The 25142-nt window shown below is 66.8% G+C and carries 23 protein-coding genes; 6 read left to right on the top strand and 17 right to left on the bottom strand.

The annotated features are described in order from the left end of the window. Positions 1-26 precede the first annotated feature (26 nt). From ppc to MAAFP003_RS10860, 3 genes are all read right to left on the bottom strand, one after another. On the bottom strand, positions 27-2846 hold the full coding sequence (gene ppc, locus MAAFP003_RS10870) for a phosphoenolpyruvate carboxylase (RefSeq protein ID WP_096286805.1): 2820 nt from the start codon (positions 2844-2846) through the stop codon (positions 27-29). Between the two features lie 52 nt (positions 2847-2898). Beyond that, positions 2899-3132 (bottom strand): preprotein translocase subunit SecG, encoded by a 234-nt coding sequence (gene secG, locus MAAFP003_RS10865; protein ID WP_036468630.1) that lies wholly within the window; start codon positions 3130-3132, stop codon positions 2899-2901. 77 nt (positions 3133-3209) lie between these two features. Further along, entirely contained in the window at positions 3210-3815 is a 606-nt protein-coding gene (locus MAAFP003_RS10860; protein WP_096286803.1) for a TetR/AcrR family transcriptional regulator, read from the bottom strand. A gap of 72 nt (positions 3816-3887) precedes the next feature. Here MAAFP003_RS10860 and MAAFP003_RS10855 point away from each other — a divergent pair, with 72 nt between their 5' ends. Together MAAFP003_RS10855 and MAAFP003_RS10850 are read left to right on the top strand one after the other, a co-directional pair. Beyond that, positions 3888-4982, top strand: coding sequence for an FAD-dependent monooxygenase (locus MAAFP003_RS10855; protein ID WP_096286801.1), 1095 nt, complete (start codon positions 3888-3890; stop codon positions 4980-4982). Between the two features lie 91 nt (positions 4983-5073). Beyond that, positions 5074-6177 (top strand): FAD-dependent monooxygenase, encoded by a 1104-nt coding sequence (locus MAAFP003_RS10850; RefSeq protein WP_096286799.1) that lies wholly within the window; start codon positions 5074-5076, stop codon positions 6175-6177. A 31-nt stretch (positions 6178-6208) separates the two neighbouring features. On the opposite strand, the gene tpiA is transcribed toward MAAFP003_RS10850, so the two are convergent. The 5 genes from tpiA to MAAFP003_RS10825 all read right to left on the bottom strand — a co-directional run bounded on the left by tpiA (position 6209) and on the right by MAAFP003_RS10825 (position 11346). Then, the gene (gene tpiA / locus MAAFP003_RS10845; RefSeq protein ID WP_096286797.1) at positions 6209-6994 is read right to left on the bottom strand and encodes a triose-phosphate isomerase; all 786 of its coding nucleotides are present in this window, start codon (positions 6992-6994) and stop codon (positions 6209-6211) included. Then, on the bottom strand, positions 6991-8229 hold the full coding sequence (locus MAAFP003_RS10840; RefSeq protein WP_096286795.1) for a phosphoglycerate kinase: 1239 nt from the start codon (positions 8227-8229) through the stop codon (positions 6991-6993). The genes tpiA and MAAFP003_RS10840 overlap by 4 nt, the downstream gene beginning before the upstream one ends. 3 nt (positions 8230-8232) lie before the next feature. After that, entirely contained in the window at positions 8233-9252 is a 1020-nt protein-coding gene (gene gap / locus MAAFP003_RS10835; protein WP_096286793.1) for a type I glyceraldehyde-3-phosphate dehydrogenase, read from the bottom strand. Positions 9253-9433: 181 nt separating this feature from the next. Beyond that, positions 9434-9712, bottom strand: a complete 279-nt coding sequence (locus MAAFP003_RS29545) for a hypothetical protein (protein ID WP_243393862.1) — start codon at positions 9710-9712, stop codon at positions 9434-9436. 368 nt (positions 9713-10080) lie between these two features. Further along, positions 10081-11346, bottom strand: a complete 1266-nt coding sequence (locus MAAFP003_RS10825; protein ID WP_096291052.1) for an RsbRD N-terminal domain-containing protein — start codon at positions 11344-11346, stop codon at positions 10081-10083. Between the two features lie 233 nt (positions 11347-11579). On the opposite strand from MAAFP003_RS10825, the gene MAAFP003_RS10820 reads away from it, so the two are divergent. From MAAFP003_RS10820 to MAAFP003_RS10810, 3 genes are read left to right on the top strand one after another with little or no spacing between them, the layout of a single operon-like run. Beyond that, positions 11580-12320 carry a lysophospholipid acyltransferase family protein gene (locus MAAFP003_RS10820; RefSeq protein WP_096291051.1) on the top strand — a complete coding sequence of 247 codons (741 nt, stop codon included), beginning with the start codon at positions 11580-11582 and terminating at the stop codon, positions 12318-12320. A 3-nt stretch (positions 12321-12323) separates the two neighbouring features. Continuing rightward, entirely contained in the window at positions 12324-13961 is a 1638-nt protein-coding gene (fadD12, locus tag MAAFP003_RS10815; RefSeq protein WP_096286790.1) for an acyl-CoA ligase FadD12, read from the top strand. After that, positions 13961-15217, top strand: a complete 1257-nt coding sequence (locus tag MAAFP003_RS10810; RefSeq protein ID WP_096286788.1) for an alpha/beta hydrolase — start codon at positions 13961-13963, stop codon at positions 15215-15217. Before fadD12 ends, MAAFP003_RS10810 begins: the two co-directional genes overlap by 1 nt. Here the strand turns inward: MAAFP003_RS10810 and MAAFP003_RS10805 are convergent. The 5 genes from MAAFP003_RS10805 to uvrC form a co-directional block, all read right to left on the bottom strand. Next, positions 15214-16602, bottom strand: coding sequence for a WS/DGAT/MGAT family O-acyltransferase (locus MAAFP003_RS10805; RefSeq protein WP_096286786.1), 1389 nt, complete (start codon positions 16600-16602; stop codon positions 15214-15216). The two genes, MAAFP003_RS10810 and MAAFP003_RS10805, sit on opposite strands and share 4 nt — an antisense overlap. A 125-nt stretch (positions 16603-16727) precedes the next feature. Then, on the bottom strand, positions 16728-17705 hold the full coding sequence (gene whiA / locus MAAFP003_RS10800; RefSeq protein ID WP_036472355.1) for a DNA-binding protein WhiA: 978 nt from the start codon (positions 17703-17705) through the stop codon (positions 16728-16730). After that, on the bottom strand, positions 17702-18778 hold the full coding sequence (locus MAAFP003_RS10795) for a YvcK family protein (protein WP_096286784.1): 1077 nt from the start codon (positions 18776-18778) through the stop codon (positions 17702-17704). Before MAAFP003_RS10795 ends, whiA begins: the two co-directional genes overlap by 4 nt. Then, positions 18775-19707, bottom strand: a complete 933-nt coding sequence (gene rapZ, locus MAAFP003_RS10790; RefSeq protein WP_243393860.1) for an RNase adapter RapZ — start codon at positions 19705-19707, stop codon at positions 18775-18777. The genes MAAFP003_RS10795 and rapZ overlap by 4 nt, the downstream gene beginning before the upstream one ends. Continuing rightward, positions 19704-21668 carry an excinuclease ABC subunit UvrC gene (gene uvrC, locus MAAFP003_RS10785; protein WP_096286782.1) on the bottom strand — a complete coding sequence of 655 codons (1965 nt, stop codon included), beginning with the start codon at positions 21666-21668 and terminating at the stop codon, positions 19704-19706. Before uvrC ends, rapZ begins: the two co-directional genes overlap by 4 nt. Positions 21669-21845: 177 nt before the next feature. On the opposite strand from uvrC, the gene MAAFP003_RS10780 reads away from it, so the two are divergent. Next, positions 21846-22184 (top strand): hemophore-related protein, encoded by a 339-nt coding sequence (locus MAAFP003_RS10780; protein WP_096286780.1) that lies wholly within the window; start codon positions 21846-21848, stop codon positions 22182-22184. 8 nt (positions 22185-22192) lie between these two features. Here the strand turns inward: MAAFP003_RS10780 and MAAFP003_RS10775 are convergent, their stop codons facing one another. The 4 genes from MAAFP003_RS10775 to MAAFP003_RS10760 are packed head-to-tail and all read right to left on the bottom strand — an operon-like array spanning position 22193 to position 25133. Beyond that, positions 22193-22876: a hypothetical protein gene (locus MAAFP003_RS10775; protein WP_096286778.1), complete on the bottom strand. Its 684-nt coding sequence runs from the start codon at positions 22874-22876 to the stop codon at positions 22193-22195. A gap of 36 nt (positions 22877-22912) precedes the next feature. After that, positions 22913-23374, bottom strand: a complete 462-nt coding sequence (locus MAAFP003_RS10770) for a PH domain-containing protein (protein WP_096291049.1) — start codon at positions 23372-23374, stop codon at positions 22913-22915. A gap of 5 nt (positions 23375-23379) precedes the next feature. Next, on the bottom strand, positions 23380-23859 hold the full coding sequence (gene ribH, locus MAAFP003_RS10765; protein WP_096286776.1) for a 6,7-dimethyl-8-ribityllumazine synthase: 480 nt from the start codon (positions 23857-23859) through the stop codon (positions 23380-23382). Further along, a complete protein-coding gene (locus tag MAAFP003_RS10760; RefSeq protein WP_096286774.1) occupies positions 23856-25133 on the bottom strand; it encodes a bifunctional 3,4-dihydroxy-2-butanone-4-phosphate synthase/GTP cyclohydrolase II in 1278 nt (425 codons plus the stop codon). Before MAAFP003_RS10760 ends, ribH begins: the two co-directional genes overlap by 4 nt. Positions 25134-25142 lie beyond the last annotated feature (9 nt).

The raw sequence follows: 25142 nt of genomic DNA, 5'->3' as shown, positions 1-25142 counted from the left end.
GGACCTCCTCCCCTGCCCTATGCCCGTTACCCGCTGTTCCGTAACGCGCTGGCCAACCCGTTCATCGTCAGCAGGATTCCGCGCTGCACCAATTCGTCGTCGTCACCCGACCGGTAGCGCCGAAGCAACTCGACTTGCAGGTGGTTCAGCGGCTCCAGATACGGGAAGCGGTTGAACACCGAACGAGCCAGCGCCGCGTTGTCGGCCAGCAGGTCGTCCTGACCGGTGATCAGCTTGTGCATCGCGATCGTCCGCTGATGCTCGTCGGCGATCTTGCCGAACACCCTGCGCCGCAACGACTCATCGGCCACCAATTCCGCGTATCGCGCCGCCAGTCCCAGGTCGCTTTTGGCCAGCACCTGCGCCATGTTGGACAACACGCTGCGGAAGAACGGCCACCGCTGATACAGATCGTGCAGAACTTCGACTCGCTCGCTTTCGGGGCCCGCGGCGATCCACTGCGCGAACGCCGATCCGGTGCCGTACCAGCCGGGCAGCATCACCCGCGACTGGCTCCATGCCAGCACCCACGGAATGGCACGAAGGTCCGCGATCGACTCGGTGGGCTTGCGCGACGTCGGACGGCTGCCGATGTTCAACGATCCGATCTCACTGACCGGCGTGGACGCCTTGAAGTACTCGACGAAACCCGGTGTCTCGTGGACTAATTCGGAGTACGCCTCGCGGGCCAGCGTCGCGATCTCTTCGAGGACCGCGTAGGCCGGCTCTGCCTCGTCGCCGAGACCCTCCACATCCAGCAGCGTCGACTCCAGCGTGGCGGCCACCAGGCTTTCCAGATTCCGTTGCGCCAACAGCGGTTCGGCGTACTTGGCCGCGATCACCTCGCCCTGCTCGGTCAGCCGCAGTGAACCGTTCACCGCCCCGGGCGGCTGGGCCAGGATGGCCTGATAACTGGGGCCACCGCCGCGGCCGACGGTGCCGCCGCGGCCATGAAAGAGCCGCAACCGAATTCCGGTCTTGCGGGCCACCTCGGCCAGCGCCAGCTCGGCCCGATACACCGCCCAGTTCGCGGTCAAATAGCCGCCGTCCTTGTTCGAGTCGGAGTAGCCGAGCATCACTTCCTGGCTGTCCCCGCGGGCGGCCACCAACGACCGGTAGATCGGCAGCTCCAGCATCGCGTGCAGTATCGCCGCACCGTTGTGCAGATCGTCGATCGTCTCGAACAGCGGCGAAATGCCCACCGGGCAATAGGGTTGGGGCCCGGAAACATCGAGCAGTCCCGTTTCCTTCAGCAGCAGCGCGGCCTCCAGCACGTCCGAGACGGACTGACACATCGAGATGACGTAGTTGGGCACCGCCGCCGGCCCGTACCGCTTGACGGCGAACGCGGCGGCCTCGACCACGCTCAATTCCTGGTGGGCAAGCTCAGACAACTCCGCGCGGTCACTCAGCAGGGGGCGCCTCGTGGTCAGTTCATCCGCCAGCAACTCGACTCGCTCGTCTTCGGGCAGCGAACGGTAGTCCGGATGTACCCCGGCCCAGGCCAGCAGCTCGGCAACCACTTCCTCGTGCACGTCCGAGTTTTGCCGCATGTCCAGCCCGCACAGGTGAAACCCGAATACGTGCACGCCTTCTCGCAATAGGCCCAGCCGATCCTCGGCCAGCAGGGCGCTGCCGTGCGTGCGCAGCGAATCATCGATGATGTCGAGGTCGGCCCTCAGTTCGTCCGGCGTGGCGTACGGTTGCATGCCCAGGTCGAGCAGTTGCTGCGGCTGGTCATCCAGGATCTGGGTGACCGTCGCACTGAGCCGGCCGCGAATAACCCGCACCGCCCGCCGATACGGCTCGTCGGCCCTGGCCTGCTCCGGACAGCTCTGCTCCAGAGCCGTCAATTCCGTTGTGACGCTGATCAATCGCGCCGACATCGAGAGCTCCTGCTCGAGGTGGGTGAGCTCGGCCAGGTAATGCGACAGCGCTGTGAACGCGGCGCTGGCGGTGGCCCGGCGCACCACGGCGGCAGTGACGTTCGGGTTCCCGTCGCGGTCACCGCCGATCCACGAGCCCGGCTGCAGAATGGGCGCCGATAGCAAATCGGCCCCGGGCCAGCGGGCGCGCAGCGCGTCGCGAACCCCGGAATTGACCTGCGGGATCACCTCGAACAGTGCGGCCTGGTAATACCGCAGGCCGACGTCGATCTCGTCGGTGATCTGCAGCCGGGACAACCGGATCAGCGCGGTCTGCCAGAGCGTGAGCACCTGGCGGCGCAGCTCACGCTCGATGCTGCGGCCATCGCTGGTTTCCCGGTGCCCCTCGGCGTGCAGTCGCATCAGCTCGGTGATCCGGTGCTGGGCAACGAAGACGGTCCGCCGGCGAGTCTCGGTGGGGTGGGCGGTGATGACGGGCGAAACGAGCGCACCCTTGAGCGCCTCGGCCACCGTGGCCGAATCCAATTCCGCGGAATCCAGTTTCGCGTAGGTGGCGGCCAGGCTGCTGTCTTGCGGTGGTTCGCCGGCGTCGACGTGGATATGACGCCGGCGCTCGCGGTGGATGTCTTCGGCGACGTTGGCCAGCAACGCGAAGTGGCTGAACGCCCGGATGATCGGGATCGCCAAGTGGATGTCGATGCCGTCGAACATGTGCGAGATCTCGGCCCGGTCGATCTCGGAGCGGCGCACCCGAAAAGACTCCACCCGGGCGCGTTCGACCAACTCGAAAACCTCGTCGCCGTTCTGCTCGCGCACGGTGTCGCCGAGGATGGTGCCGAGCATCCTGATGTCAGCGCGCATCGGCTCGGTTGCCTCGCGGCCGACGCGGGTCCGCTGCACAGCACCAATCGGCGCCAGCGCGGCCTCGGGAACGACCTCGGCGACGGGCTCAGAAACCATGCGATCCAGTATCGGTGCCCGCGGCGTTACCCGCTTGCCGAGTGAAGTCGGGTCAGCGGTACTTGATCTGCAGTGCCATGCCGATGATGCACACCAGCCAGATACCGACCACGAACACCGTCAGCCGGTCCAGGTTCTTCTCCACCACCGTGGATCCGGACAGGCTGGACTGCACACCACCGCCGAACAGCGTGGACAGGCCACCACCCTTGGCACGGTGCAGCAGCACCAGCAGCACTACCAGGATGCTGGTGACCACCAGGGTGATCTGTAGGGCCAAAACCATGACGGATAGCTTACCGGGCGCGAGGAACCCGTCACTCGAGGCCGACCCGATGACCGGATGGGCAGGTCTTCCAACATCTAGACGTCGGCGCCGAGCCGGACGAGGGGCAGGAACACCGCGTCCACAATCTCCTCAATGGCTTGGTCGGTCAGGGGTGCCAGCGTGACCAACACATCGTGGCGAAGCAGGTCGGTGGGCAGCTGTGCCACTCGGCCGTTGACCTGGCCAGGCCGAATCTCCCCACGGGTGATGGCGCGCGCGACAAGCTTGTTCATCGTGGCGCCGCGCTCACCCTCAAGCACGTTGCGCAGGTCGGCGATGTTGGTGCCGGTATCGCGGTAGAAACCGCCGAGCCGGGTCATCACGGTGATGGCCAGATGGCCGCGCTGGCTATTGACCTGCCGCAGCAGGTTGATCACGTCGCCGCGCAGACTGCCGGTGTCCGGCACCGTGAGTGGATCCTTTTTGGCTGCAGCGATCAACGCGGCGTGTACCAGTTCCGGCTTTCCCGGCCAGCGTCGGTACAGCACCGCGCGACTGGTGCGGGCCCGAGCGGCGACGCCATCGATCGTGAAGTCGTCGTAGCCGCGTTCATTCAGTTCTTCCCAGGCCGCGGACAGCAACGCGTTCTCGAGGGCGACACCGCGGCGACGCTGCGGAGCGGCGTTAGAGGTAAGAGGCATTGCGTTCCCTAAGGCTGATCGCTACCGTTCATTGGATACGCAATGGATCCTATCGCCGGGCGAGGCCTACCGATGCGCATTCTCATCTCCGGTGCCGGTGTCGCGGGCCTGAGCACCGCGATCAACCTCGGTTCCGACGGCCATGACGTCACCATCGTCGAGCGCGCGGACCACTTGGGGGGCAGCGCGCCGCCGATCGACATTCGTGGGGACTCGATCGACGTAGCCGACAAGATGGGCCTGCTCGGGCAAATCCACGAGCGCAGCATCGACATGACCGAGCGGGTGCAATTCGTCGACCGCGACGGCACGGTGGTAGCGGAACTGCCGGCGGACGAGATCAACGACGGCCCCGATGACGTCGAGATCGCCCGTGACGACCTCATCGACCTCCTGCGCGACCGGCTGGGGTCAACGGAATTGCGGCTGCGCGAATCCATCGCCGCACTCGACGGCGGTCGATTCGGTGTCGACGTCCGGTTCTCCTCGGGCGCGGCTGACCGATACGACCTCGTCGTTGGGGCGGACGGAATGCATTCGGCCGTGCGGGAGCTCACATTCGGGCCGCAGCGGCAGTTCCTGCACCACCTCGGCTTCTATACCGGGATGGCGGCGCTACCCGGTTATCATCCGAGCGATCGGGTAAACCCGATGTACAACTTCCCGGGACACCTCGTAGGGATCATGTCCTACAACGCAAAAGCGTTCGCATTCTTCATGTTTCGCTCGCCGTGGATCGACTACGACTACCACGACCTGGCGGCAGGTAAGCGGATCCTGGGCGATGCCTTCGCCGGTCACGACGAGTGGCGAGTTCCTGAGTTGGTCGACGCCGCCGTCAGAGACCCGCAGCTCTACTTCGACTCCGAGAGTCAGATCAAAATGCCGGGCTGGCACAACGGTCGCGTCGTTCTCGTGGGCGATGCCGCACACTGCGCCGCAACCCTTTCTGGGCGCGGCACCAGCCTGGCCCTGACCGGCGCCTGGTTCCTCGCGCGAGCCTTGCGCGAGCACCCCGGCGACCTCGCCCGGGCGTGGGACCGATACGACCGCGATCGGCGGCCGCACGTGACCCGCTGCCGGGCGACGGCCGCCCCGGGCGGCGCCCTGCTGGCCCCCGCCACTCAGGCCGAGATCGACGCGCGCAACCGGGGATTGAGGGGCTAGGCCCGCGCCGGTAAGAGTCATTGCGTTTCCTAACTCCGATCGCTATCGTTCTTTGGATACACTATGTCTCCTATATCCGAGGGGTTTACTCATGCGCATTCTGGTTTGCGGCGCGGGCATGGCCGGGCTGTCCGCGGGCATCAATCTGGGCAACGCCGGGCATGACATCACCATTGTCGAACGCGCACAACATCTTCGGGTCAACGGATCACCGATCGACATTCGCGGCGAGTCACTGACGGTCGCGCGACAGATGGGCATCCTCGATGAGATCCGGGCCCGCCAGGTCGACATGACGGCACGCAGTTGCTTCGTCGACGGCAACGGCGACCGGGTGGCCGATCTACCGCTCGCGGAGATCAACGACACGGCTTACGACACCGAAATCCCGCGAGAAGATTTGGCGCACGTCCTGCGCAATGGTCTCGGGCCTTCCGTCGCGTTGAGGTTCGGCGAGTCCGTCACCGAACTGCACGACGACGGTCGCGGTGTCGACGTACTGTTCGTCTCTGGCGGGCAGGCCCGCTACGACCTCGTAGTGGGCGCCGATGGTCTGCACTCTGCGACCCGCCGGCTCATTTTCGGTCCTGAGCGCCGGTATCTGCGTCATCTCGGCTTCTACGTCGCGCTGGCGAATTTGCCGCATTACCGTCCGACCGGCGCCCCCAACCCGATCTACAACTTCCCGGGGCACATGGCCGGCGTTGTCGCCTATCGCGACGTGGCGTTGGCGGTGCTGGAGTTCCGCTCATCCTGGATCGAGTACGACTACCACGACCTAGATGCGCAGAAGCGCGTCCTCACCGAGGAATTCGGCGGACACGGCCGGTGGCGGGTGCCCGAACTGCTCGACGCGGCATGCCGTGACCCGGAACTGTACTTCGACTCGGTGAGCCAGATCGACATGCCATCGTGGCACCGGGGACGGGTCGTGCTTGTCGGCGACGCGGCCCACTGCGCATCCCCGATGTCCGGGCGGGGAACCAGCCTGGCCATCACCGGAACATGGCTACTGGCAAAGGCATTGTCCGACAACGCCGACGACCTGGATGCAGCGATGGCCCAATATGAGCGTGATCAGCGCCCGCACGTCACCCATGCCCAGGGCACCGTCGGTGCGGGCGGGGACCTCTTGGTTCCCGCGACTCAGGAAGCCATCGACGCACGCAATCGCGCGCTGGCCCACGCCGGCTGAGTGCTACCGGACCGGCTCGGCCACAACGACGTCAGGGCAGCGGGCCACCGGCGGCGATGGCCGCCAAGGTCGCGAATTGCTCGCCCTCCAGCGACGCTCCCCCGACCAGCCCGCCGTCGACGTCGTCCTGCGCGACGATCTCGCCGACGTTCTTGGCGTTGACCGAGCCGCCGTAGAGCACCCGCACGGTGTCGGCGATCTTGGGTGTCGCCAGTTCGCCCAGCTGCCGGCGGATCGCCGCGCAGACCTCCTGAGCGTCTCCGGCGCTGGCCACCCGGCCGGTGCCGATCGCCCAGACCGGCTCGTAGGCGATCACGACCTGACCGATCTGCTCGGCCGACAGGCCGGCCAGCGACTCACGCACCTGCTTCTCGCAGTGGCTCACGTGCTCGCCGGCCTCCCGGATATCGAGATGCTCGCCGACGCACACGATCGGGGTCAGGCCGTTCCTGAGCGCGGCGGCGGCTTTGGCGGCCACCAGCGCGTCGTCCTCGTTGTGGTAGGTGCGCCGCTCCGAATGGCCGACGACCACGAAGGTGCAACCCAGCTTGGCCAGGAAGGTGCCGCTGATGTCGCCGGTGTAGGCGCCGGAGTCGTGCTGCGACAAGTCCTGGGCGCCATAGGTCAGCCGCAGCTTGTCACCGTCGACCAGGGTCTGCACGCTGCGCAGGTTGGTGAACGGCGGCAGCACCGTGACGTCGACCTTGTCGAAGTACTTGTCCGGCAACGCAAATGCGATCTTCTGCACCAGCGCGATGGCCTCGAAGTGATTGAGGTTCATCTTCCAGTTGCCGGCGATCAGCGGCTTACGGCTCACGAGTCTCCTCCGCTTGGCTGGGGACGCCCCAACACCTCGATGCCGGGCAACTCCTTGCCCTCCAGGTATTCCAGCGACGCGCCACCACCGGTCGAGATGTGCGAGAAGGCGTCCTCGGGGATGCCGAGGGCACGCACGGCCGCGGCGGAATCTCCACCGCCCACCACGCTGAAGGCGCCCTTGCCGGTCGCCGCGACGATCGCCTCGGCCACCCCCCGGGTGCCGGCAGCATAAGCCGGGAATTCGAAGACGCCCATCGGGCCGTTCCAGAACACGGTCTCAGCGTTGGACAGCAGCGCCCCAAAGCGTTTCACCGACCCCGGACCGATGTCCAGGCCGATCAGATCGTCCGGAATCGCATTGGCGGCGACGAACTGTGGTGGCGAATCGGCACTGAACTTCTCGGTCACCACGATGTCGCCGGGCAGTCGCAGCACGTCGACGTAGGTGTCCAGCAGGTTGCGGCAGGTCTCGACCATGTCCTCTTCGAGTAGCGACTTTCCTACCGAATAGCCTTGTGCGGCAAGGAAAGTGAAGCACATTCCGCCGCCGATCACGATGCTGTCGGCCTTGGTCGCGAGCGACTCGATGACGCCGAGCTTGTCCGACACCTTCGACCCGCCGAGCACCACCGCGTAGGGCCGCCGCGTCGAGCTCGTCAGCTGTTCGAGCACCGCGATCTCGTCGGCCACCAGCTTGCCGGCGTAGTGCGGCAGCAGGGTGGCGATGTCATACACCGAGGCCTGCTTGCGGTGCACCACACCGAAGCCGTCCGAAACGAAAGCCCCTCCCGGCCAGACCAATTCGGCGAGTTTCTTCGCCAACGCCAGCCGCTCGCCGTCATCCTTGCTGGTCTCGCGCGGGTCGAAGCGGATGTTCTCCAGCAACAGGATGTCGCCGTCGGTCAGGCCCTCGGCACGCGCCAGCGCATCGGTTCCGACGACGTCACCCGCCAGCTGCACGTGCCGGCCCAGCTGCTCACTGAGCGCCGCCGCGACCGGCGCCAGCGACAGCTTCGGATCGGGCCCGTCCTTCGGGCGTCCCAGATGCGCGGTCACCACCACCTTGGCACCGCCATCCAGCAGTGCCTTCAGCGTCGGGACCGACGCGGTGATCCGGCCCTGGTCGGTGATGTCGCCGGCATCGTTGAGCGGGACATTGAGGTCGGAGCGCACCAGCACGGCGCGACCCGAAACACCCTCGGACAGCAGGTCTTCGAGGTTTGGGACGCTCACGGTTTACAGCGACTTGCCGACCAGTGCGACCAGGTCAACGAGTCGGTTGGAGTATCCCCACTCGTTGTCGTACCACGACACGATCTTGGCCTGATTGTCGATCACCTTGGTCAAGCCCGAGTCGAAGATCGAGCTGTGCGGGTCGGTGACGATGTCGCTGGACACGATCGGCGCGTCGTAGTACTTCAGGATGCCCTTGAGCGGGCCCTCGGCGGCGGCCTTCATCGCGGCGTTGATCTGCTCGGCACTGGCCGCCTTGGCCAGCTCGGCGGTCAGGTCGGTGACCGAGCCGGTGGGGATCGGCACCCGCAGTGCGTACCCGTCGAGCTTGCCCTTGAGCTCAGGCAAGACCAGTCCGATGGCCTTGGCCGCCCCGGTGGAGGTCGGCACGATGTTCAGCGCAGCCGCACGCGCGCGGCGCAGGTCCTTGTGCGGGCCGTCCTGCAGGTTCTGGTCCTGGGTGTAGGCGTGGATCGTGGTCATCAGGCCCTTGACGATGCCGAACTCGTCGTGCAGGACCTTGGCGACCGGACCCAGGCAGTTCGTCGTGCACGAGGCGTTGGAGATGATGTTCTGGCTGCCGTCGTACTTGTCGTCGTTGACGCCCAGCACGATGGTGATGTCCTCATCGGTCGCCGGGGCCGAGATGATCACTTTCTTGGCGCCGGCGTCCAGGTGGCCCTTGGCCTTGGCCGCGTTGGTGAAAATGCCGGTGGACTCCACGACGACATCGACGCCCAAATCACCCCACGGCAGGGCGGCCGGACCCTCGCGTACCTCGAGGGCCTTGATCTTGGCCGGGCCGACCACGATGGTGTCCTCGCCTTCCAGGGTCACATCGTGGGGCAGCCGGCCCAGGATCGAGTCGAATTTCAGCAGATGCGCGAGCGTGGCGTTATCGGTGAGGTCGTTGACCGCCACCACCTCGATATCGGCGCCGCCCTGCTCCTGCTGCGCAAGCAACGCCCGGTAGAAATTGCGTCCGATTCGACCGAAGCCGTTGATACCTACTCGGACCGTCACTGGTGTCTCCCTCGGTAAGTCTGGTGTTGAACCCCTGGGCGTCAGCCTAGATCAGTAGTGGCAACGGTTGCTGAACTGGTAACAGTCCCGAACCCGCGAAGCCCAAAAGCCGACCAAAAGCCGACCAAAAGCCGACCAAAAGCCGAGTTGAAACGCGCCGCCTCAGGCCGGTGATTGCGGCCTAGCGGACCACGAGCCGCGGTCCCCGCGGCAGGTCGGCTGTGGGCTGGACCACAAATCGGCGCTGCAGGTTCTCGATCAGGCCGTCGAGCGCCTGGCGCTCCTGCTCCTCGATGCGCGCGGTGCGCCGAAAGGCACATGCGCTTTCGGCGTCGCCTCTGGCTTCGGCGACGGCAATCGCCTTGTGGTAGCCCTCGATCCGTTGGTTGATCAGCCGGCGGTTCTGGGTCAGCAGACGCAGAAAGTAGTCGGCCTGGCGCTGATCCGCGGTGTCGGCCACAACCGTTGCGCGATCCAAAGCACCGACAGTCCGGCCGGCGGTCACCGGCGGCCCCGATTGCCGGACATGCCCCGGGCCGGGACGGACTGCGCCGCCGCGAGAGTGGTGCCCGCGACGGTCACGGGCGCCACTCAAGCTGTGCGCTGCGACCGAGCGTGCATCACGCTCGTCAGACAAACCAGCGAAGTCCATCTCTTCTTCTCTCAACCGGCTGTTCACTGTTTAGCGCGGTAACCATAACCCCCCGAATCCGGCCAGCGCCATATCCTTCGGCGACGAACACTAGGTCGCTTTTGCTAGCAAGGCATAAACGCCAGGTCAGCCGCTGGGAGGCGGTGACTACCTCGACGGCTCAGAGCTGGTGGCTCCTAAGGACATTCGTGAGCCATGTGCAATAGCGCCGGCGCCATCCACCGGCAGGCCTCCAGCGCGATCTGCACTCGCAACACCGCGTCGGGATCGTCGAAACTGTGCCCGCACAGGTGCATGGCCCGCGTCACGGCTTCCCGAATAATGTTGGGGGGCAACTGCATTACCTCAGCAGTGGCGACGTGGCTTCGGTTTCTGGATAGAAATTCGCGCAACGTTTCGCGCAACCATCCGGTGCGCTCGTCGTCCTGGCCCAGCTCGCCGAGCACATCGGTGACAAAGGAGCGCAGCTCGTCCAAGTCGCCTGCCATCAACGCAATTGGCGCAACCTCCCGGTAGAAAACCACCCCGGCATCCGATCGGCTCCGGCCGGCAAAGGCGACCGCCTTCACCCGCTCCGCCTGTTTCAGCGATGCCCGGAATCCGCTTTGCCCGTCTTCCACCCGGCCAAATGCCAGACCGGCCCGCACTCCCGCGGACTCGAAAGCCGTGCGCACCCGGTACTGGTCGATCTCCGGTTTGCCAGAACCGTCGAGCGCAAACCACAACCGGGCCTCGCGGTCATGCGTCGGCACCAGCAATGTGCCGTTCACCGCGCCCACCGCGGCGGCGACAGCGCGTCGCACCCGATCGAACGACGCCACCACCTCCGCGGGCGGCATGAGCTCGTCGACCCACAGCGCCGCGGCGATGTGCACACCGTCCAACGGATACGTCAACACGCTGTCGGCCACCTGCGCGGCGACCGGGATGTTGTCGCGCGCCTGATCGGCCGACGGCCGGCCGCCCCCGTCGCCGCCGCATTCGTCGCGCTCCAGCTCATAGGAGACCGTCAACTGATCGGCCACGGCGTCGACGAAGCTCGCCGAGCGAGACACCAGGTCGACGATCGTCGGCACCTGCCGTGCCGGCTCTACCAGTGCCACGAACCGTGTCGCCGCCTCCAGGAAACGCGAGTGCACGATGCGGTGGGCTCGCACCAGCACCGACAACGGAACGTCACGGCGTGCGGCGGCCCGCACGTAGGCGACCGACGCCGCGGGGGCCTCCAACCAGTCGGCCGTCGCACCCTTGGCCAAGAACTCGATACCGGCGACCACACTGTCGGTGAGGCTGGCCCGCCACAGATCCAGCATGGCGGCGTCGTAGTCGAGGTCCCGATTCTCGGCCTTGATCTCTTCGAAGACCTCGGCGATGAAGTCCTCGCGAATACGGTCCATCTCCCGGGCGATCACCGACATCGGGTCCGCAATGACATCGACCATGCCGGCCACCTTCCGTCCCGTTGTGCCGCACCCACCACTGTGCGCGACCGGGAGTCCGAAGGTAAGAGTGTTTGCCTGTTGGCCATCCAATCCAAAGCCCTAGCTACCATCTAGGGACTCAACGCGGGAACTCTCGAGCGACGCCAAAGGGGGCATCGGTGAGCGAAGTGGGCGCGAGCGACAGTGACGACCCCGAGATCGGAAAATTCGACCCCGGCCTGACCAAGCGCTTGATGAGCGTGATGCGCCCGGTCTTGAAGAGGTATTTCCGCTCCGAGGTGCACGGCCTGGAGTCTTTCCCGCCGGGTGGGGCGCTGGTGGTCGGCAACCACTCCGGCGGCATGTTCCCGATGGATGTCCCGATCTTCAGCGTCGACTTCTACGAGAAGTTCGGGTACGACCGGCCGGTCTACACGCTGAGTCACGACATCCTGTTCCTGGGCGTGACGGGCGGGCTGTTCCGGCGCACCGGCTACATCCGGGCCAATCGGGAGAACGCCGCCCAGGCGTTGCGGTCCGGCGGTGTGGTGGTCGTCTTTCCCGGCGGTGACTACGACGCCTACCGGCCGACCGTGTCGGACAACGTCATCGACTTCAACGGCCGCAAGGGATACGTCCGTACCGCGATCGAAGCCGGCGTGCCGATCGTTCCCGCGGTGTCCATCGGGGGCCAGGAGACCCAGCTCTACCTGACCCGCGGCACCTGGCTGGCCGAGCGGCTGGGGATCAAGCGGTTGCTGCGCAGCGCCATCCTGCCGGTCTCGTTCGGCTTCCCGTTCGGCCTTTCCGCCGTGGTGCCGCCGAACGTGCCGTTACCCACCAAGATCGTCACGCAGGTGCTGGAACCCATCGACGTCGCCGCGCAGTTCGGCGAGGACCCCGACATCGACGCGGTCGACGAGCACGTGCGCTCGGTGATGCAGGAAGCCCTCAACGACCTCGCCGCCAAGCGCCGTTTCCCGATTCTGGGCTGAGCCATGCCATCTCCCCTGAACCAAGCTCGCGACGTCTTGGGCGTCTTGGCGACGTTGCAACGCGCCCGGATGATCGCGCCGATGCGGCCCGACCGCTACCTGAAGATGGCCGCGGCGATGCGTCGCGAGGGCATGGGCATGACGGTCGGTTTCGCCGGCGCCGCTCAGCGCTGCCCGGACCGCCCCGCCGTGATCGACGAACTCGGCACGCTGACCTGGCGGCAGCTCGACGAGCGGATCAACGCACTGGCGGCCGCGCTGCAAGCCTTGCCGTCGGGCCAGCCACAGGTGATCGGGATCATGTGCCGCAATCACCGCGGCTTCATCGAGGCGTTGGTGGCCGCCAACCGGATCGGCTCCGACGTTGTGCTGCTCAACACGTCGTTCGCCGGCCCGGCGATGGCCGAGGTGGTCAACCGCGAGGGCGTCGACGCCGCCATCTACGACGAGGAGTTCACGGCGACGGTGGACCGCGCGCTGGCCGACCGGCCCGACGCCACCCGCATCGTGGCCTGGACCGAGGGCGAACCCGAGCTGACCGTGGAAAAGCTGATCACCGAACATCTCGGCAAGCATCCGCAGCGCACCGGCCGCAAGGGCAGGATGATCCTGCTGACCTCCGGTACCACCGGAAGTCCTAAGGGCGCTAAGCAATCTGGCGGCGGGGCCGGCATCGGCACACTCAAGGCGATCCTGGACCGCACGCCGTGGCGTGCGGAGGAAACGATCGTGATCGTGGCGCCGATGTTCCACGCGTGGGGTTTCTCGCAGCTGATCTTCGCCGCGTCGATGGCCTGCACGATCGTCACCCGGCGCAAGTTCGACCCGGAAGCCACCCTGGAGCTTGTCGACCGCCATCAGGCGACCGGCCTGGCCGTTGTCCCGGTGATGTTCGACCGCATCATGGAACTGCCCGAGGAGGTCCGAAACCGCTACAGCGGCAAGTCCTTACGATTCGCAGCGGCATCGGGTTCGCGCATGCGGCCCGACGTGGTCACCGCGTTCATGGATCAGTTCGGCGACGTGATCTACAACAACTACAACGCGACCGAGGCGGGCATGATCGCGACGGCCACACCGGCGGACCTGCGCGCCGCGCCCGACACCGCGGGCAAGCCGGCCGGCGGAACCGAGATCCGGATCCTGGACCCGGAATTCAATGAGCTGCCCACCGGCGAGGTCGGCACCATCTACGTGCGCAACGACACCCAGTTCGACGGCTACACGGAGGGCTCGACCGGCAAAGGAAAAGCTTTCCACGCCGGCTTCATGTCGTCGGGCGACGTCGGCTATCTCGACGAGGCCGGGCGGCTGTTCGTTGTCGGCCGTGACGACGAGATGATCGTGTCCGGCGGCGAGAACATTTACCCGATCGAGGTGGAGAAAACCCTTGCCGCGCACCCGGAAGTGGCCGAGGCCGCGGTGATCGGCGTGGACGATGAGCAGTACGGCCAGCGACTGGCGGCGTTCGTTGTGCTGAGCCCCGGCTCGGCCGCCACGCCCGAGACGCTCAAACAACACGTTCGCGACAACCTCGCCAACTACAAAGTGCCACGTGAGATTTCGATTCTCGACGAGCTGCCCCGCGGCAGCACCGGCAAAATCCTGCGGACCGAACTGCAATCACGGACGGGGGGCTGATGCGCGTCTTCAAGAAAAGGCCGCTGCTGCGCGCGGCCGTCGAGCTGCTCAACGCCGCCAACGGGTTCCATCCGGTCAGCCGCAATCCCTACGCCTCGATCGCGGTGTTCTGGTTCGGCTGGCCGACCTCGGAGGTGCCCGGCCTGTACGCCGGCGCCTCCATGCTGGATGCCGCGCGGCGCGCCCGCCGGGGAGACTTCGCCGGACCGAAAGGCAAAGCGGCGCTGGCGTTGACGGCCGCGTCCTGGGCGATCCTGGCAGTGATCGGCTACCGGGGTGCCACTACGCCGGGCCCGGTGCTGGAGTCCAGCCTGACCGACCAGCTCGGTCCCGACTACACCGAAGAACTCAAAGCATTGCCCGCCGAGCCCACCCGCCGGGGGCGGCGCAACCCGCCCCTGCGCACCACCGGGGCGCGACGACGCTTCGTGGAGAAAGAGAACATCGTGCGCTACGGCCCGCACGGACGCTCCAACCTGGCCGACGTCTGGCGCCGCCGCGACCTGCCGCGCGACGGCAAGGCGCCGGTGCTGCTGCAGGTGCCCGGCGGCGCATGGATGATCGGGTGGCGCCGCCCGCAGGCGTATCCCTTGATGAGTCACCTGGTTTCGCGCGGCTGGATCTGCGTGTCGATGAACTACCGCGTCGCTCCCCGGTACACGTGGCCCGACCATATCGTCGACGTCAAGCGCGCATTGGCATGGGTCAAGGAGAACATCGCAGCCTATGGTGGCGACCCGAATTTCGTTGCCATCAGCGGCGGTTCGGCCGGCGGCCACCTGTCGGCGCTGGCGGCCCTGACTCCGAACGATCCCAAGTTCCAGCCCGGCTTCGAGGATGCCGACACGTCGGTGGCAGCCGCGGTGCCGTTCTATGGACGTTACGACTGGTACTCCACCGAGGAGCCCGGGCGCGCCGAGTTCGTCGAGGTGCTGGAAAGATTGGTGGTCAAGCGCAAACTCAGCACCCACTCGCACATCTATTTCGATGCGTCACCGATCCGGTACGTACGGGCCGACGCACCACCGTTTTTCGTGCTGCACGGCACCGACGACTCGCTCATCCCGGTGGCCGAATCACGCGAGTTCGTCGAGGAGCTACGGGCGGTGTCGAAGTCACCCGTCGCCTACGCCGAATTACCCAACGCCCAGCACGCTTTCGACATCTTCGGTTCCCCGCGAGCGCACAAGTCGGCCGAGGCCGTGGCGCGGTTCCTGTCCTGGGTGTACGCGACCACCTACCTACCCCGCGACTAGCCCCGGTCGATCGCTTTCTCGAGTTCGGTCAGCGCCGGTTCGATCGCATCGGCCATGTCGTCGATGTCGTTGGCCACCTCCGGCGTCGTCACGAAACCGAAGTCCAGGTAGTCCGTGTAGGAGAAGCAGGTGATGTTGAGCGCGATGTCCATCACCGGCGGGCCGAGCGGCACCAGCGATTGCAGCTTCGCACCGGCCATGTACAGCGGCATCGGTGGACCGGGAACATTCGACACGACCAGGTTGAGCGGAGCCAGGTTTCGCGACAGACCGGTGGCCGTGTACGCGCGCGCGGCCAGCTGCAACAGGCCGGGCGGGGTCGTCTCGGTGAGCCCCATGATCTGATGCGCCGACAGCGCCTCGGCCATTTCCTTGGCGCTCTGCGTGCTTTCGTGGATGGCCCGCAACCGCTCGGCGGGATCATCGATGTCGGTGGCAAGCGATGCCGTCATCGAGCTGATCTTGTTGCCGACGTCGTCCTTATCCGCGTCGGTGCGGGTGGAGACCGGGATCTGGGCGATCAGCGGTTTGCCCGGCAGCTCACCGCGTTTCTGTAGATATTCGCGGGCGGCGCCGGCCACCAGCGCCAGCACGACGTCGTTGAGCTTGACGCCGTAGGCATCCTTGACCGCCTTGGCACGGGCCAGCTCGACACGGGCGCCGGTGACCCGCCGGTGCGGCGAGACGGGTGCGTTGAACCGGGTCTTGGGCGCCTCGAAGAACCGCGGCGGCCTGCTGGTCAGACCCAGCGCGGCAACCTGCTGGCGCACCGTCTGCTCCACCAGTCGCGCGATCCGGAACGGCGTTTTGACGCCGACGTTGATCAGCGCGCCCACCGCCCGCCGCTCGATTCCCGGAATCTTGGCGCCGACCAGCGACCCCACCGTCTCGTGTTGCGGCGGGCGGGGTTCCGGCGTGACGTCCAACAGGATTTCACCCAGCCCGGCGCCGGAGACGCCGTCGACGATCGCGTGGTGCATCTTGGTCAGCGTCGCGACCCGGCCGCCCTCGACGCCCTCGATTACCCACAGCTCCCACAGCGGCCGCGCCCGGTCCAGCTTGTAGGACATCAGCCGGCCGACCAGTTCCTCCAGCTCGCGGCGACCGCCGGGAGCCGGAACCGCGATACGGCGGAGATGGAAGTCGACGTCGAGGTCCTCGTCTTCGACGAACCACGGCCGGTCCAGCCCGAGCGGCGCTCCGGTGACCCGCCAGCGCAACTGCGGCAGTTCGGTCAGCCGCTCGATCAGCAATTCCCGGAGGCGCTGAAAGCTGTACTCCGGTGCACCGCTGGGATCGCACAGCGCCAGGGCACCGACATGCATATGCCAGCCCGCAGTTTCCGCAGACCAAAATGCCGCATCAACGCTCGAAAGCCGCTTCATGCGATGACCGTAGTCCTCGCCGGCAAATCAAGTCGAGCAATCGACAACAATCCCATCTGTGCCCCCAGTTTCCCCCGCAGCCCCCTCGCCGCTGTGCGGCTGGGAGGTGCCCCAGTCGCGGCTAGTTAAGCATCCTCCAACAGGTCAGGCGTCACGGCCGACTCGGTGTCGGGGATGCCTTCGACCTTCGCCTTGCGGTCGGCCATTGACAGCAATCGCCGAATGCGGCCCGCCACAGCGTCTTTGGTCATCGGGGGGTCGGCGAGTCGGCCCAGCTCCTCCAGCGAGGCCTGCCGGTGCTCCACGCGCAGCTTGCCGGCCGAGGCGAGATGGTCGGGAACGGTGTCGCCGAGGATCTCCAGCGCCCGCTCCACCCGGGCCGCCGCTGCGACCGCGGCCCGTGCCGAGCGGCGCAGGTTGGCATCGTCGAAGTTGGCCAGCCGGTTGGCGGTCGCCCGGACCTCGCGGCGCATCCGGCGTTCCTCCCACACCAGCCGGGTGTCCTGGGCGCCCATCCGGGTCAGCAGCGCGCCGATCGCTTCGCCGTCACGCACCACCACCCGATCCGCGCCACGCACCTCGCGGGCCTTGGCGCTGACGCCGAGCCGCCGCGCGGCGCCCACCAACGCCAGCGCCGCCTCCGGGCCCGGGCAGCTGACCTCCAGCGCGGACGAACGTCCGGGCTCGGTCAGCGATCCGTGCGCCAAAAAGGCGCCGCGCCACGCGGCTTCGGCGTCCCCGATGCTGCCGCCGACCACCTGGGCCGGCAGTCCCCGCACCGGACGTCCGCGCATGTCGAGCAGCCCGGTCTGGCGGGCCAGCGCCTCGCCGTCGTTGGCCACCCGCAGGACGTACCGGGTGCTCTTGCGAATCCCGCTGGCCGACAACACATGCACGACCGCGTTGTAGCCGTAGAGGTCGAAGATGTCCTTGCGCAGCCGGCGGGCGATGTTGCCCAGGTCGACCTCGGCCTCGACGACCACCCGGCCACCCACGATGTGCAACCCACCGGCAAAGCGCAGCAAGGACGTGACCTCGGCTCGACGCGCGCTGACCGACTTCACTACCAAGCGGCTCAACTCGTCCTTGACTTCGGTCGTCATCGCCACGCGTCGTCACCCCTTGGTCCGCTGCCAGCTGGTCCGTTCACGCCCGTCGCCGAACTTTCACCGTCGACCCGAATCTCCGCGGTGGCCTTCGCCGAAGGCGCTGCCGGACCCGTGCGGCCCGTTCGGACCCCGTCCAGGGCCGCCGCAAGCTTGCCCGGATCATGTAAAGGTGTACCAGGTCGGGACACGTCGGCGAAGTGGACCTCGGCCTTCAACAGGGTCGCGGTACGGCGCAGTTGCTCGCGTTCGCGCTCACTGGGCACCCGATCGGCGTCGATGATGATGTCGTTGACGGTGAACCCGGGGGCGTGCTGGGCCAATACGTGCAGATGGCGCTCCACTGAGAAGCCGGCCGTCTCCCCCGGTTCGGCCACCAAGTTCAGCACCAGGGCGCGGCGGGCCGAGGTGGCGCGCAGCGCCGCGACCAGCCCGGGAACCAGCACGTGCGGGATTACGCTGGTGAACCAGGATCCGGGTCCCAGCACCACCAAGTCGGCGGCCATGATCGCGTCCACGGCCTGCCGGGTCGCCGGGGGATCCGGCGGCAGCAGCCGCACCCGGCGCACCTTGCCCGGGGTGGTCGCGATCGCGACCTGACCGCGGATCACCCGGAACATCCGCGGGTCGGCCTCCAGGCCGGACACGTCCGCCTCGATCTGCAGCGCGATCGGGCACATCGGCAGCACGCGGCCCTTGACGCCGAGGATGCGCCCCAGCTCGTCGAGGGCCGCGACCGGATCGGCCAGCACCTCCGTCAGGCCGGCCAGCAGCAGGTTGCCGATCGGATGGCCGGCCAGGGCGCCACTGCCACCGAATCGGTGTTGCAGGATGGTCGCCCACAGTCGCCCGTACGGACTGTCAGATGCCAACGCCGCCAACGCCATTCGCAGGTCACCCGGCGGTACCACGTCCAATTCGCTGCGCAGCCGGCCCGACGAGCCGCCGTCGTCGGCGACCGTCACCACGGCGGTGACGTAGGGCGTCAGCCGGCGCGCCGCCGACAACGTCGCATACAAGCCGTGTCCACCGCCCAGCGCGACGATGCCCTCGCTCTGTGGTGGACTCATTCGCGGCCCAGATCCCGGTGCAGCACCCGCACCGACAGTTGCTCGTCAGCCCTCAACAACTGCATCAATGCTTCCGCGATCGCAACGCTGCGATGTTTGCCGCCGGTGCAGCCGATCGCGACCGTCATGTAGCGCTTGCCCTCCCGGCGGTAGCCGTCGACAACCAGAGATAGCAGTCGATGGTAAGCGTCGAGAAACTCCGCCGCCCCCGGTTGGCCCAACACATAGTCGCGCACGGCGGGGTGCTGGCCGGTGTGTGGCCGCAATTCGTCGACCCAGTGCGGGTTCGGCAGAAACCGCACATCCATCACCATGTCGGCGTCCATCGGCAGGCCGTACTTGAAGCCGAACGACTCCACGGTGACGCTCGTCGACGTGCTCGCGTCACCGCCGAAGGCACGCTCGATGCTTTCCCGCAGACTCCTGACCGACAGGGTGGACGTGTCGATGATCAGATCCGCGGTGGCGCGAACCTGTGCCAGCATCCGGCGCTCGGCCGCTATGCCCTCGGCCAGCGTCTGCTGCCCCTGCAGCGGGTGGCTGCGGCGGTTCTGTTCGTAGCGGCGCACCAACATATCGTCGGAGGCTTCCATGAACACCACCCGCGGATTGATGTTGCGGGTGGCCAATTCGTTGCGGACCTCGTCGAGGTCGCCGGTGAATCCGCGCGACCGCACGTCCATCACGACGGCGAGCTGGGTGATCCGCGAGCCGGCCGCCAGCCCGAAATCCACCATCCGGGTGATCAGCTGGGGCGGCAAGTTGTCGGCGACATACCAGCCGAGGTCCTCGAGCACCTTGGCCGCGGTACCCCGCCCGGCGCCCGACAACCCGGTGACCAGAACGACGTCGATCCCTGCGGTGTCACCCGAGTGGCCGTCGCCCCGCTCCGCGCGCACCGATCGCCGCTCGCTGTCGTGACTCGTCATGCCGAGGCTCCGGGTTGCTCGGCTGGTTCGGCTTGCTCGGCCGGTCGTAGCGCCTCGAGGACGGCGGTGGCCGTTGCCACGCCGATACCCGGCACGGCGGTGATCTGGTCGACGGTGGCCTCCTTGAGGCGGGCTATCGATCCGAAGTGAGTGACCAGCGCCTTGCGGCGATGTTCTCCCAATCCTGGCACCGAATCCAGCGCTGAGGCGGTCATTCGCTTGGATCTCTTGCTGCGATGGTAGGTGATCGCGAACCGGTGCGCCTCGTCACGCACCCGCTGCAGCAAATAAAGTCCCTCGCTGTTGCGCGGCATGATCACCGGATCCGGCTCCGAGGGCACCCATACCTCTTCCAGCCGTTTGGCCAACCCGATCACGGCGACATCGGTGATCCCGAGCTCTTCGAGCACGGCGCTGGCCGCGTTGACTTGCGGCGCCCCGCCATCGACGACATACAGGTTGGGCGGATAGGCGAACCGGCGTGATTTGCCTTCCGGGGAAAGCATATTCGGGTCGCTTTGGTCACTGAGGTGGCGCAGGAAGCGGCGCCGGGTCACCTCGGCGATGGACGCGACGTCGTCGGAGCGCCCCTGCCCGGCGGCTTCCCGGATTCCGAAGTGCCGGTAGTCCGACTTGCGCGGCAGGCCGTCCTCGAAAACCACCAGCGAACCCACCACGTCGGTGCCCTGGACGTGGCTGATGTCGACACACTCGATGCGCAGCGGCGCGTCGGCCAGCCCCAGTGCGTCCTGAATGTTCTGCAGCGCCGCGGATCTGGCGTTGAAGTCACCGGCTCGCTTCAGCTTGTGTTGCTGCAGCGCTTCTTTCGCGTTGCGTTGCACGGTCTCGGCCAGAGCCCGCTTGTCGCCGCGACGCGGTACCCGCAGCACGACCCGCGAGCCACGCAGCCCGGACAACCAGCTGGCCAACTCCCCCGCGTTGGACGGCAGGCACGGCACCAGCACCTCACGCGGAACGGGATTGACGGATTCGTCGGCCGCACCGTCCAGCTCCGCCTGGTCGCCGTAGAACTGCGTCAGGAACTGCTCGACCAACTGCTCTTCGCCGGAATCGCCTGGGTCAGCGGCCTTTTCAACAATCCAACCACGCTGACCGCGGACCCTGCCGCCGCGGACGTGAAACACCTGCACCGCCGCCTCGAGTTCGTCGTCGGCGAACGCCACCACGTCGGCGTCGGTGCCGTCACCAAGCACCACGGCCTGCTTCTCCATCGCCCGCTTCAGTGCACCGATGTCGTCGCGAAGCCGTGCCGCGCGTTCGAAGTCGAGTTGCTCGGATGCCGCGTGCATTTGCTGTTCCAGCTCACGGGCAAACCGGTCGGTCTTGCCGGACAGGAAGTCGCAGAAGTCGGTGACGATCCGGCGGTGTTGCTCCTCGCTCACCCTGCCGATACAGGGAGCCGAGCATTTGTCGATGTAGCCGAGCAGGCAGGGACGGTCGATCTGCTTGTGCCGCTTGAATACTCCACCGGAACAGGTTCGCGCCGGGAACACCCGGGTCAGCAGATCCAGCGTCTCCCGAATCGCCCAAGCGTGCGAGTACGGGCCGAAATACCGAACCCCCTTGCGGCGCGGGCCGCGGTAGACCATCAGCCGGGGAAATTCCTCGTTGAGGGTCACGGCCAGCACGGGGTAGGACTTGTCGTCGCGGTAACGAACGTTGAAACGTGGATCAAATTCCTTGATCCAGTTGTATTCCAGCTGCAACGCCTCGACTTCGGTGTTGACCACCGTCCACTCGACCTTGGCGGCGGTGGTCACCATCTGCCGGGTGCGCGGGTGCAGGTTGGCAATGTCGGCGAAGTATGACGTCAACCGGCTGCGCAGGCTTTTGGCCTTGCCGACGTAGATCACCCGCCCGTGCGTGTCCCGGAATCGGTAGACGCCCGGCTCGACCGGAATGGATCCGGGAGCGGGACGATAAGTGGCGGGATCTGGCACGTATCCAGGCTAGTAGCCGCTAAACGGGCCGCGGCGGATCGGGATCGCGTGGCGGAAATCGACCGCTTTTCGCCCGCCGCGAACGTGCCCGCCGGTTTGGGAGCGACCGGTTCGGGCTAAGCAACCGGTTAGCTTGTGACGCTACAGTGGGTGGCAACAGCTGGAGGGAGCTTACAAATGAGCAAACGACCGTTGGCCGGGCTGGCCGTAGGGGTTGGGTGCCTGGCAATGTCGTTGAGCGCCGGGGCGGGGATCGCATCGGCCACCCCCGACATCGGCCCGATGGTGAACACGACCTGCACGTATGACCAGGCGATGCGGGCGGTGCACGCGGAGAACCCGATGGCCGCTCAGTACCTGGACCAGTCGCCGCCGAACCAGCAATTCCTGCAGCAGTTCATGGCATCGACGCCGGACCAGCGGGTGAATCTGCTGAAGGCGATCCAGAACAACCCGGGAGCCGACCAGGCGTTCCCGATCTTCCGGCAGATGATGATCAGCTGCAAGAACTACTGACCGCCCTGTCAGGCAGGTCGGCTGTCTAGCTGCGCTCGTCGTTTCGCCGCCCACTCGGCCATCGGGAATCCGGGTTTGGAGTCGCAGGCCGACAGCAGCAGCGCAATGCGTGGCACCACGACCAGTCCGTAATCGCAGGTCCAGTCCGGCCGGGTCATGGTCCACGCCAGGATGCCGCTCGACGGCGTGCCGAACGAAGCGAGCCGCATCGGACGGAAGTCGCCGAGCGACGAATGGCCGATGGCCTCGCCGTGGCACTTCGACACCGCGCCGAAGCCCTTCCACACGACCTCGTGGGAGTTCAACTTCGTGTCGTAGACGTCGGCGGATTCGGCGTAGAGCGCCGGACCGCTGAACTTGTATTCCGATTCGGCGTGGTCCGTGGAGCGGGGCGGGCGTAGTGGCGAACCCTTGAACAGCAGCGCCGCGGCGCATTCGGGCGGCTGGACGCTGGTGAAGTAGGTGTCGCCCACCGGTACCGCGCTCGCCACACCCATCGGCGTGGTCTCGCCGTCCTGTAGCAGCAAATCGCGTGCCGGAATCCCCGCCGGCGACGGGGAGGCGGACGTCGGGCCACCGGGTGCGGATTGCTGGGGAGCCCGAACAGCGCGGCCGCTGACCGAGGTGGTGCACGCGCACATCGTGATCGCGATCAGCGACGACGCGACGGCCCCCCGCAGTTGACGTGCCATCGGGCGATCCTACGGCAATGTCCCCGCTCGTGTTGTTCAGTGCGCGCGCAGGTCAGGCCGATAGCGGGCCAGCAGCGACCGCACCGAATCCATCGCGGCCACGGCCCGGTCCTTGTCGACGGACTGGATCGCCATCACCGGGATGTACTCGTCGTCGGGCAGGTCGATATGCGCCCAGCGGCTGCCGGCCGGAAACGACACATCGACCAGCTCTGACCAAGCTACTAGCCTGTCTCCCAGCAGGTTTCGCACCGAGAGCCCGGCGGGCCCGACGCGTAACCGGGGCCGGGTGAACAAGAGTATGAGGGCGGCGATGACCAGCCCCAGCACCGCCATCGCGACCTGGTCGGCGGTTTGGAAGACCACTCCGCTGGAGCCCATTTTGAGCAGCAGGCCGCCGGCAATGTGCGCAGCCGCGACCAGAAACGCTGCGCCATAGGCAAATAGCGGCGTCCAATGCGGACGTAGTTCGACATCCCATCCCTGCTGGGACGACACCCGGCTCACGGTCGAGCGCGCAGGTCACGCAATGTCAGCGCGGCGGTCAGCGCGGCCCCGGCCGCCTGAGCGCCCTTGTCCTCCGCCGACGATGGCAGCCCGGCCCGGTCCAGGGCCTGCGCCTCGGTGTTGGTGGTGAGCACGCCGTTGCCGACCGGCGTGGCGGCATCCAGCGAGACTCGGGTCAAGCCTTGGGTTACCGCATCGCAAACATACTCGAAATGTGGTGTGGCGCCGCGGATCACTACACCGAGAGCGATGACGGCATCGTGGTTGCGCGCCAGCTCCTGGGCCACCACCGGAAGTTCCACCGCCCCGTGCACCCGGACCACCGTCGGATTGACGACGCCCGAGTCCGCAGCCACCTTGCGGGCGCCGGCGAGCAGCGCATCGCAGATGGGTCCGTGCCACGAACTCGCCACGATGCCGAGACGAAGATCGGAGGCGTCGAGTGCTTTGACTTCGGGCTCGCCGCCTCCACTCACAAAGCACCGCCGAATTCGCCTGGCAGATGGACGGATTCGTGGAAGTCGTCCAGCCCGGCCAAATCGTGTCCCATCCTGTCCCGTTTGGTCATCAGGTAGCGGATGTTCTCGGCGTTGGCCCGCACCGGCAGCGAGACGCGCTCGATGATGTGCAGCCCGTAGCCGTCCAGCCCGACCCGCTTGGCCGGATTGTTGGTCAGCAGCCGCATCGACCGCACGCCGAGGTCGCACAGGATCTGCGCGCCGATTCCGTAATCCCTTGCGTCGGCCGGTAATCCGAGTTTGAGGTTGGCGTCCACGGTGTCGTCGCCGGCGTCTTGCAGCTGGTAGGCCTGCAGTTTGTGCATCAGGCCGATGCCGCGGCCCTCGTGTCCGCGCATGTAGAGCACCACACCGCGGCCCTCCCGCGCGACCATCGCCATCGCCGCGTCGAGCTGGGGCCCGCAATCGCATCGCCGTGAGCCGAACACGTCACCGGTCAGGCACTCGGAGTGCACCCGCACCAAGACGTCGTCGCCCTCCCCGCTCGGCCCGGCGATGTCACCGCGGACCAGAGCGACGTGTTCGACTTCCTCGTAAATGCTGGCGTACCCGATGGCGCGGAACTCGCCGTGCCGGGTCGGGATGCGTGCCTCGGCGATCCGCTCGATGTGCTTTTCGTGCTTGCGCCGCCATTCGATGATGTCGGCGATGGTGATCAGCGCGAGATCGTGTTCGTCGGCGAACACGCGCAACTCGTCGGTCTGGGCCATCGAGCCCTCGTCCTTCTGGCTGACGATTTCGCAGATCGCACCGGCGGGTTGCAGGCCCGCCATCCGGGCCAGGTCGACGGCGGCCTCGGTGTGGCCGGGCCGGCGCAGCACCCCGCCGTCCTTGGCCCGCAACGGAACCACATGGCCGGGGCGGGTGAAGTCTTCGGCGACGCTGTTGGGATCGGCCAGCAACCGCATCGTGGTGGCGCGGTCGGACGCCGAAATCCCAGTGCCCACACCGTTTCTTGCATCGACGGTGACTGTGTAAGCGGTCCCGTGCTTGTCCTGGTTGAGCGCATACATCGGCAGCAGGCCCAGCTTGTCGCAGATCGCGCCGTCCAGCGGGACGCACAGGTAGCCCGAGGTGTAGCGCACCATGAACGCCACCATCTCCGGCGTCGCCTTCTCGGCCGCGAAGATCAGGTCGCCCTCGTTCTCGCGTTCCTCGTCATCGATGACGACGACGGCCTTACCGGCCGCGATGTCGGCAACCGCCCTCTCGACGGAGTCCAACCTCGTCATCTGTGCTGC

Origin of the sequence: Mycobacterium ahvazicum (assembly GCF_900176255.2) — a bacterium.
GTDB lineage: Bacteria > Actinomycetota > Actinomycetes > Mycobacteriales > Mycobacteriaceae > Mycobacterium > Mycobacterium ahvazicum.
This window is presented reverse-complemented; position numbering and strand designations above follow the sequence as displayed.

Coding starts and splice junctions, on each gene's coding strand:
- MAAFP003_RS10855 (WP_096286801.1), top strand. CDS start 3,888: ATGCGCATTCTCATCTCCGGTGCCGGTGTCGCGGGCCTGAGCACCGCG.
- MAAFP003_RS10775 (WP_096286778.1), bottom strand. CDS start 22,876: ATGGCACGTCAACTGCGGGGGGCCGTCGCGTCGTCGCTGATCGCGATC.
- fadD12 (WP_096286790.1), top strand. CDS start 12,324: ATGCCATCTCCCCTGAACCAAGCTCGCGACGTCTTGGGCGTCTTGGCG.
- MAAFP003_RS10825 (WP_096291052.1), bottom strand. CDS start 11,346: ATGGTCGATGTCATTGCGGACCCGATGTCGGTGATCGCCCGGGAGATG.
- MAAFP003_RS10760 (WP_096286774.1), bottom strand. CDS start 25,133: ATGACGAGGTTGGACTCCGTCGAGAGGGCGGTTGCCGACATCGCGGCC.
- MAAFP003_RS10860 (WP_096286803.1), bottom strand. CDS start 3,815: ATGCCTCTTACCTCTAACGCCGCTCCGCAGCGTCGCCGCGGTGTCGCC.
- MAAFP003_RS10795 (WP_096286784.1), bottom strand. CDS start 18,778: ATGAGTCCACCACAGAGCGAGGGCATCGTCGCGCTGGGCGGTGGACAC.
- MAAFP003_RS10810 (WP_096286788.1), top strand. CDS start 13,961: ATGCGCGTCTTCAAGAAAAGGCCGCTGCTGCGCGCGGCCGTCGAGCTG.
- MAAFP003_RS10780 (WP_096286780.1), top strand. CDS start 21,846: ATGAGCAAACGACCGTTGGCCGGGCTGGCCGTAGGGGTTGGGTGCCTG.
- MAAFP003_RS10850 (WP_096286799.1), top strand. CDS start 5,074: ATGCGCATTCTGGTTTGCGGCGCGGGCATGGCCGGGCTGTCCGCGGGC.
- secG (WP_036468630.1), bottom strand. CDS start 3,132: ATGGTTTTGGCCCTACAGATCACCCTGGTGGTCACCAGCATCCTGGTA.
- whiA (WP_036472355.1), bottom strand. CDS start 17,705: ATGACGACCGAAGTCAAGGACGAGTTGAGCCGCTTGGTAGTGAAGTCG.
- ppc (WP_096286805.1), bottom strand. CDS start 2,846: ATGGTTTCTGAGCCCGTCGCCGAGGTCGTTCCCGAGGCCGCGCTGGCG.
- MAAFP003_RS10820 (WP_096291051.1), top strand. CDS start 11,580: ATGAGCGTGATGCGCCCGGTCTTGAAGAGGTATTTCCGCTCCGAGGTG.
- rapZ (WP_243393860.1), bottom strand. CDS start 19,707: ATGACGAGTCACGACAGCGAGCGGCGATCGGTGCGCGCGGAGCGGGGC.
- MAAFP003_RS10805 (WP_096286786.1), bottom strand. CDS start 16,602: ATGAAGCGGCTTTCGAGCGTTGATGCGGCATTTTGGTCTGCGGAAACT.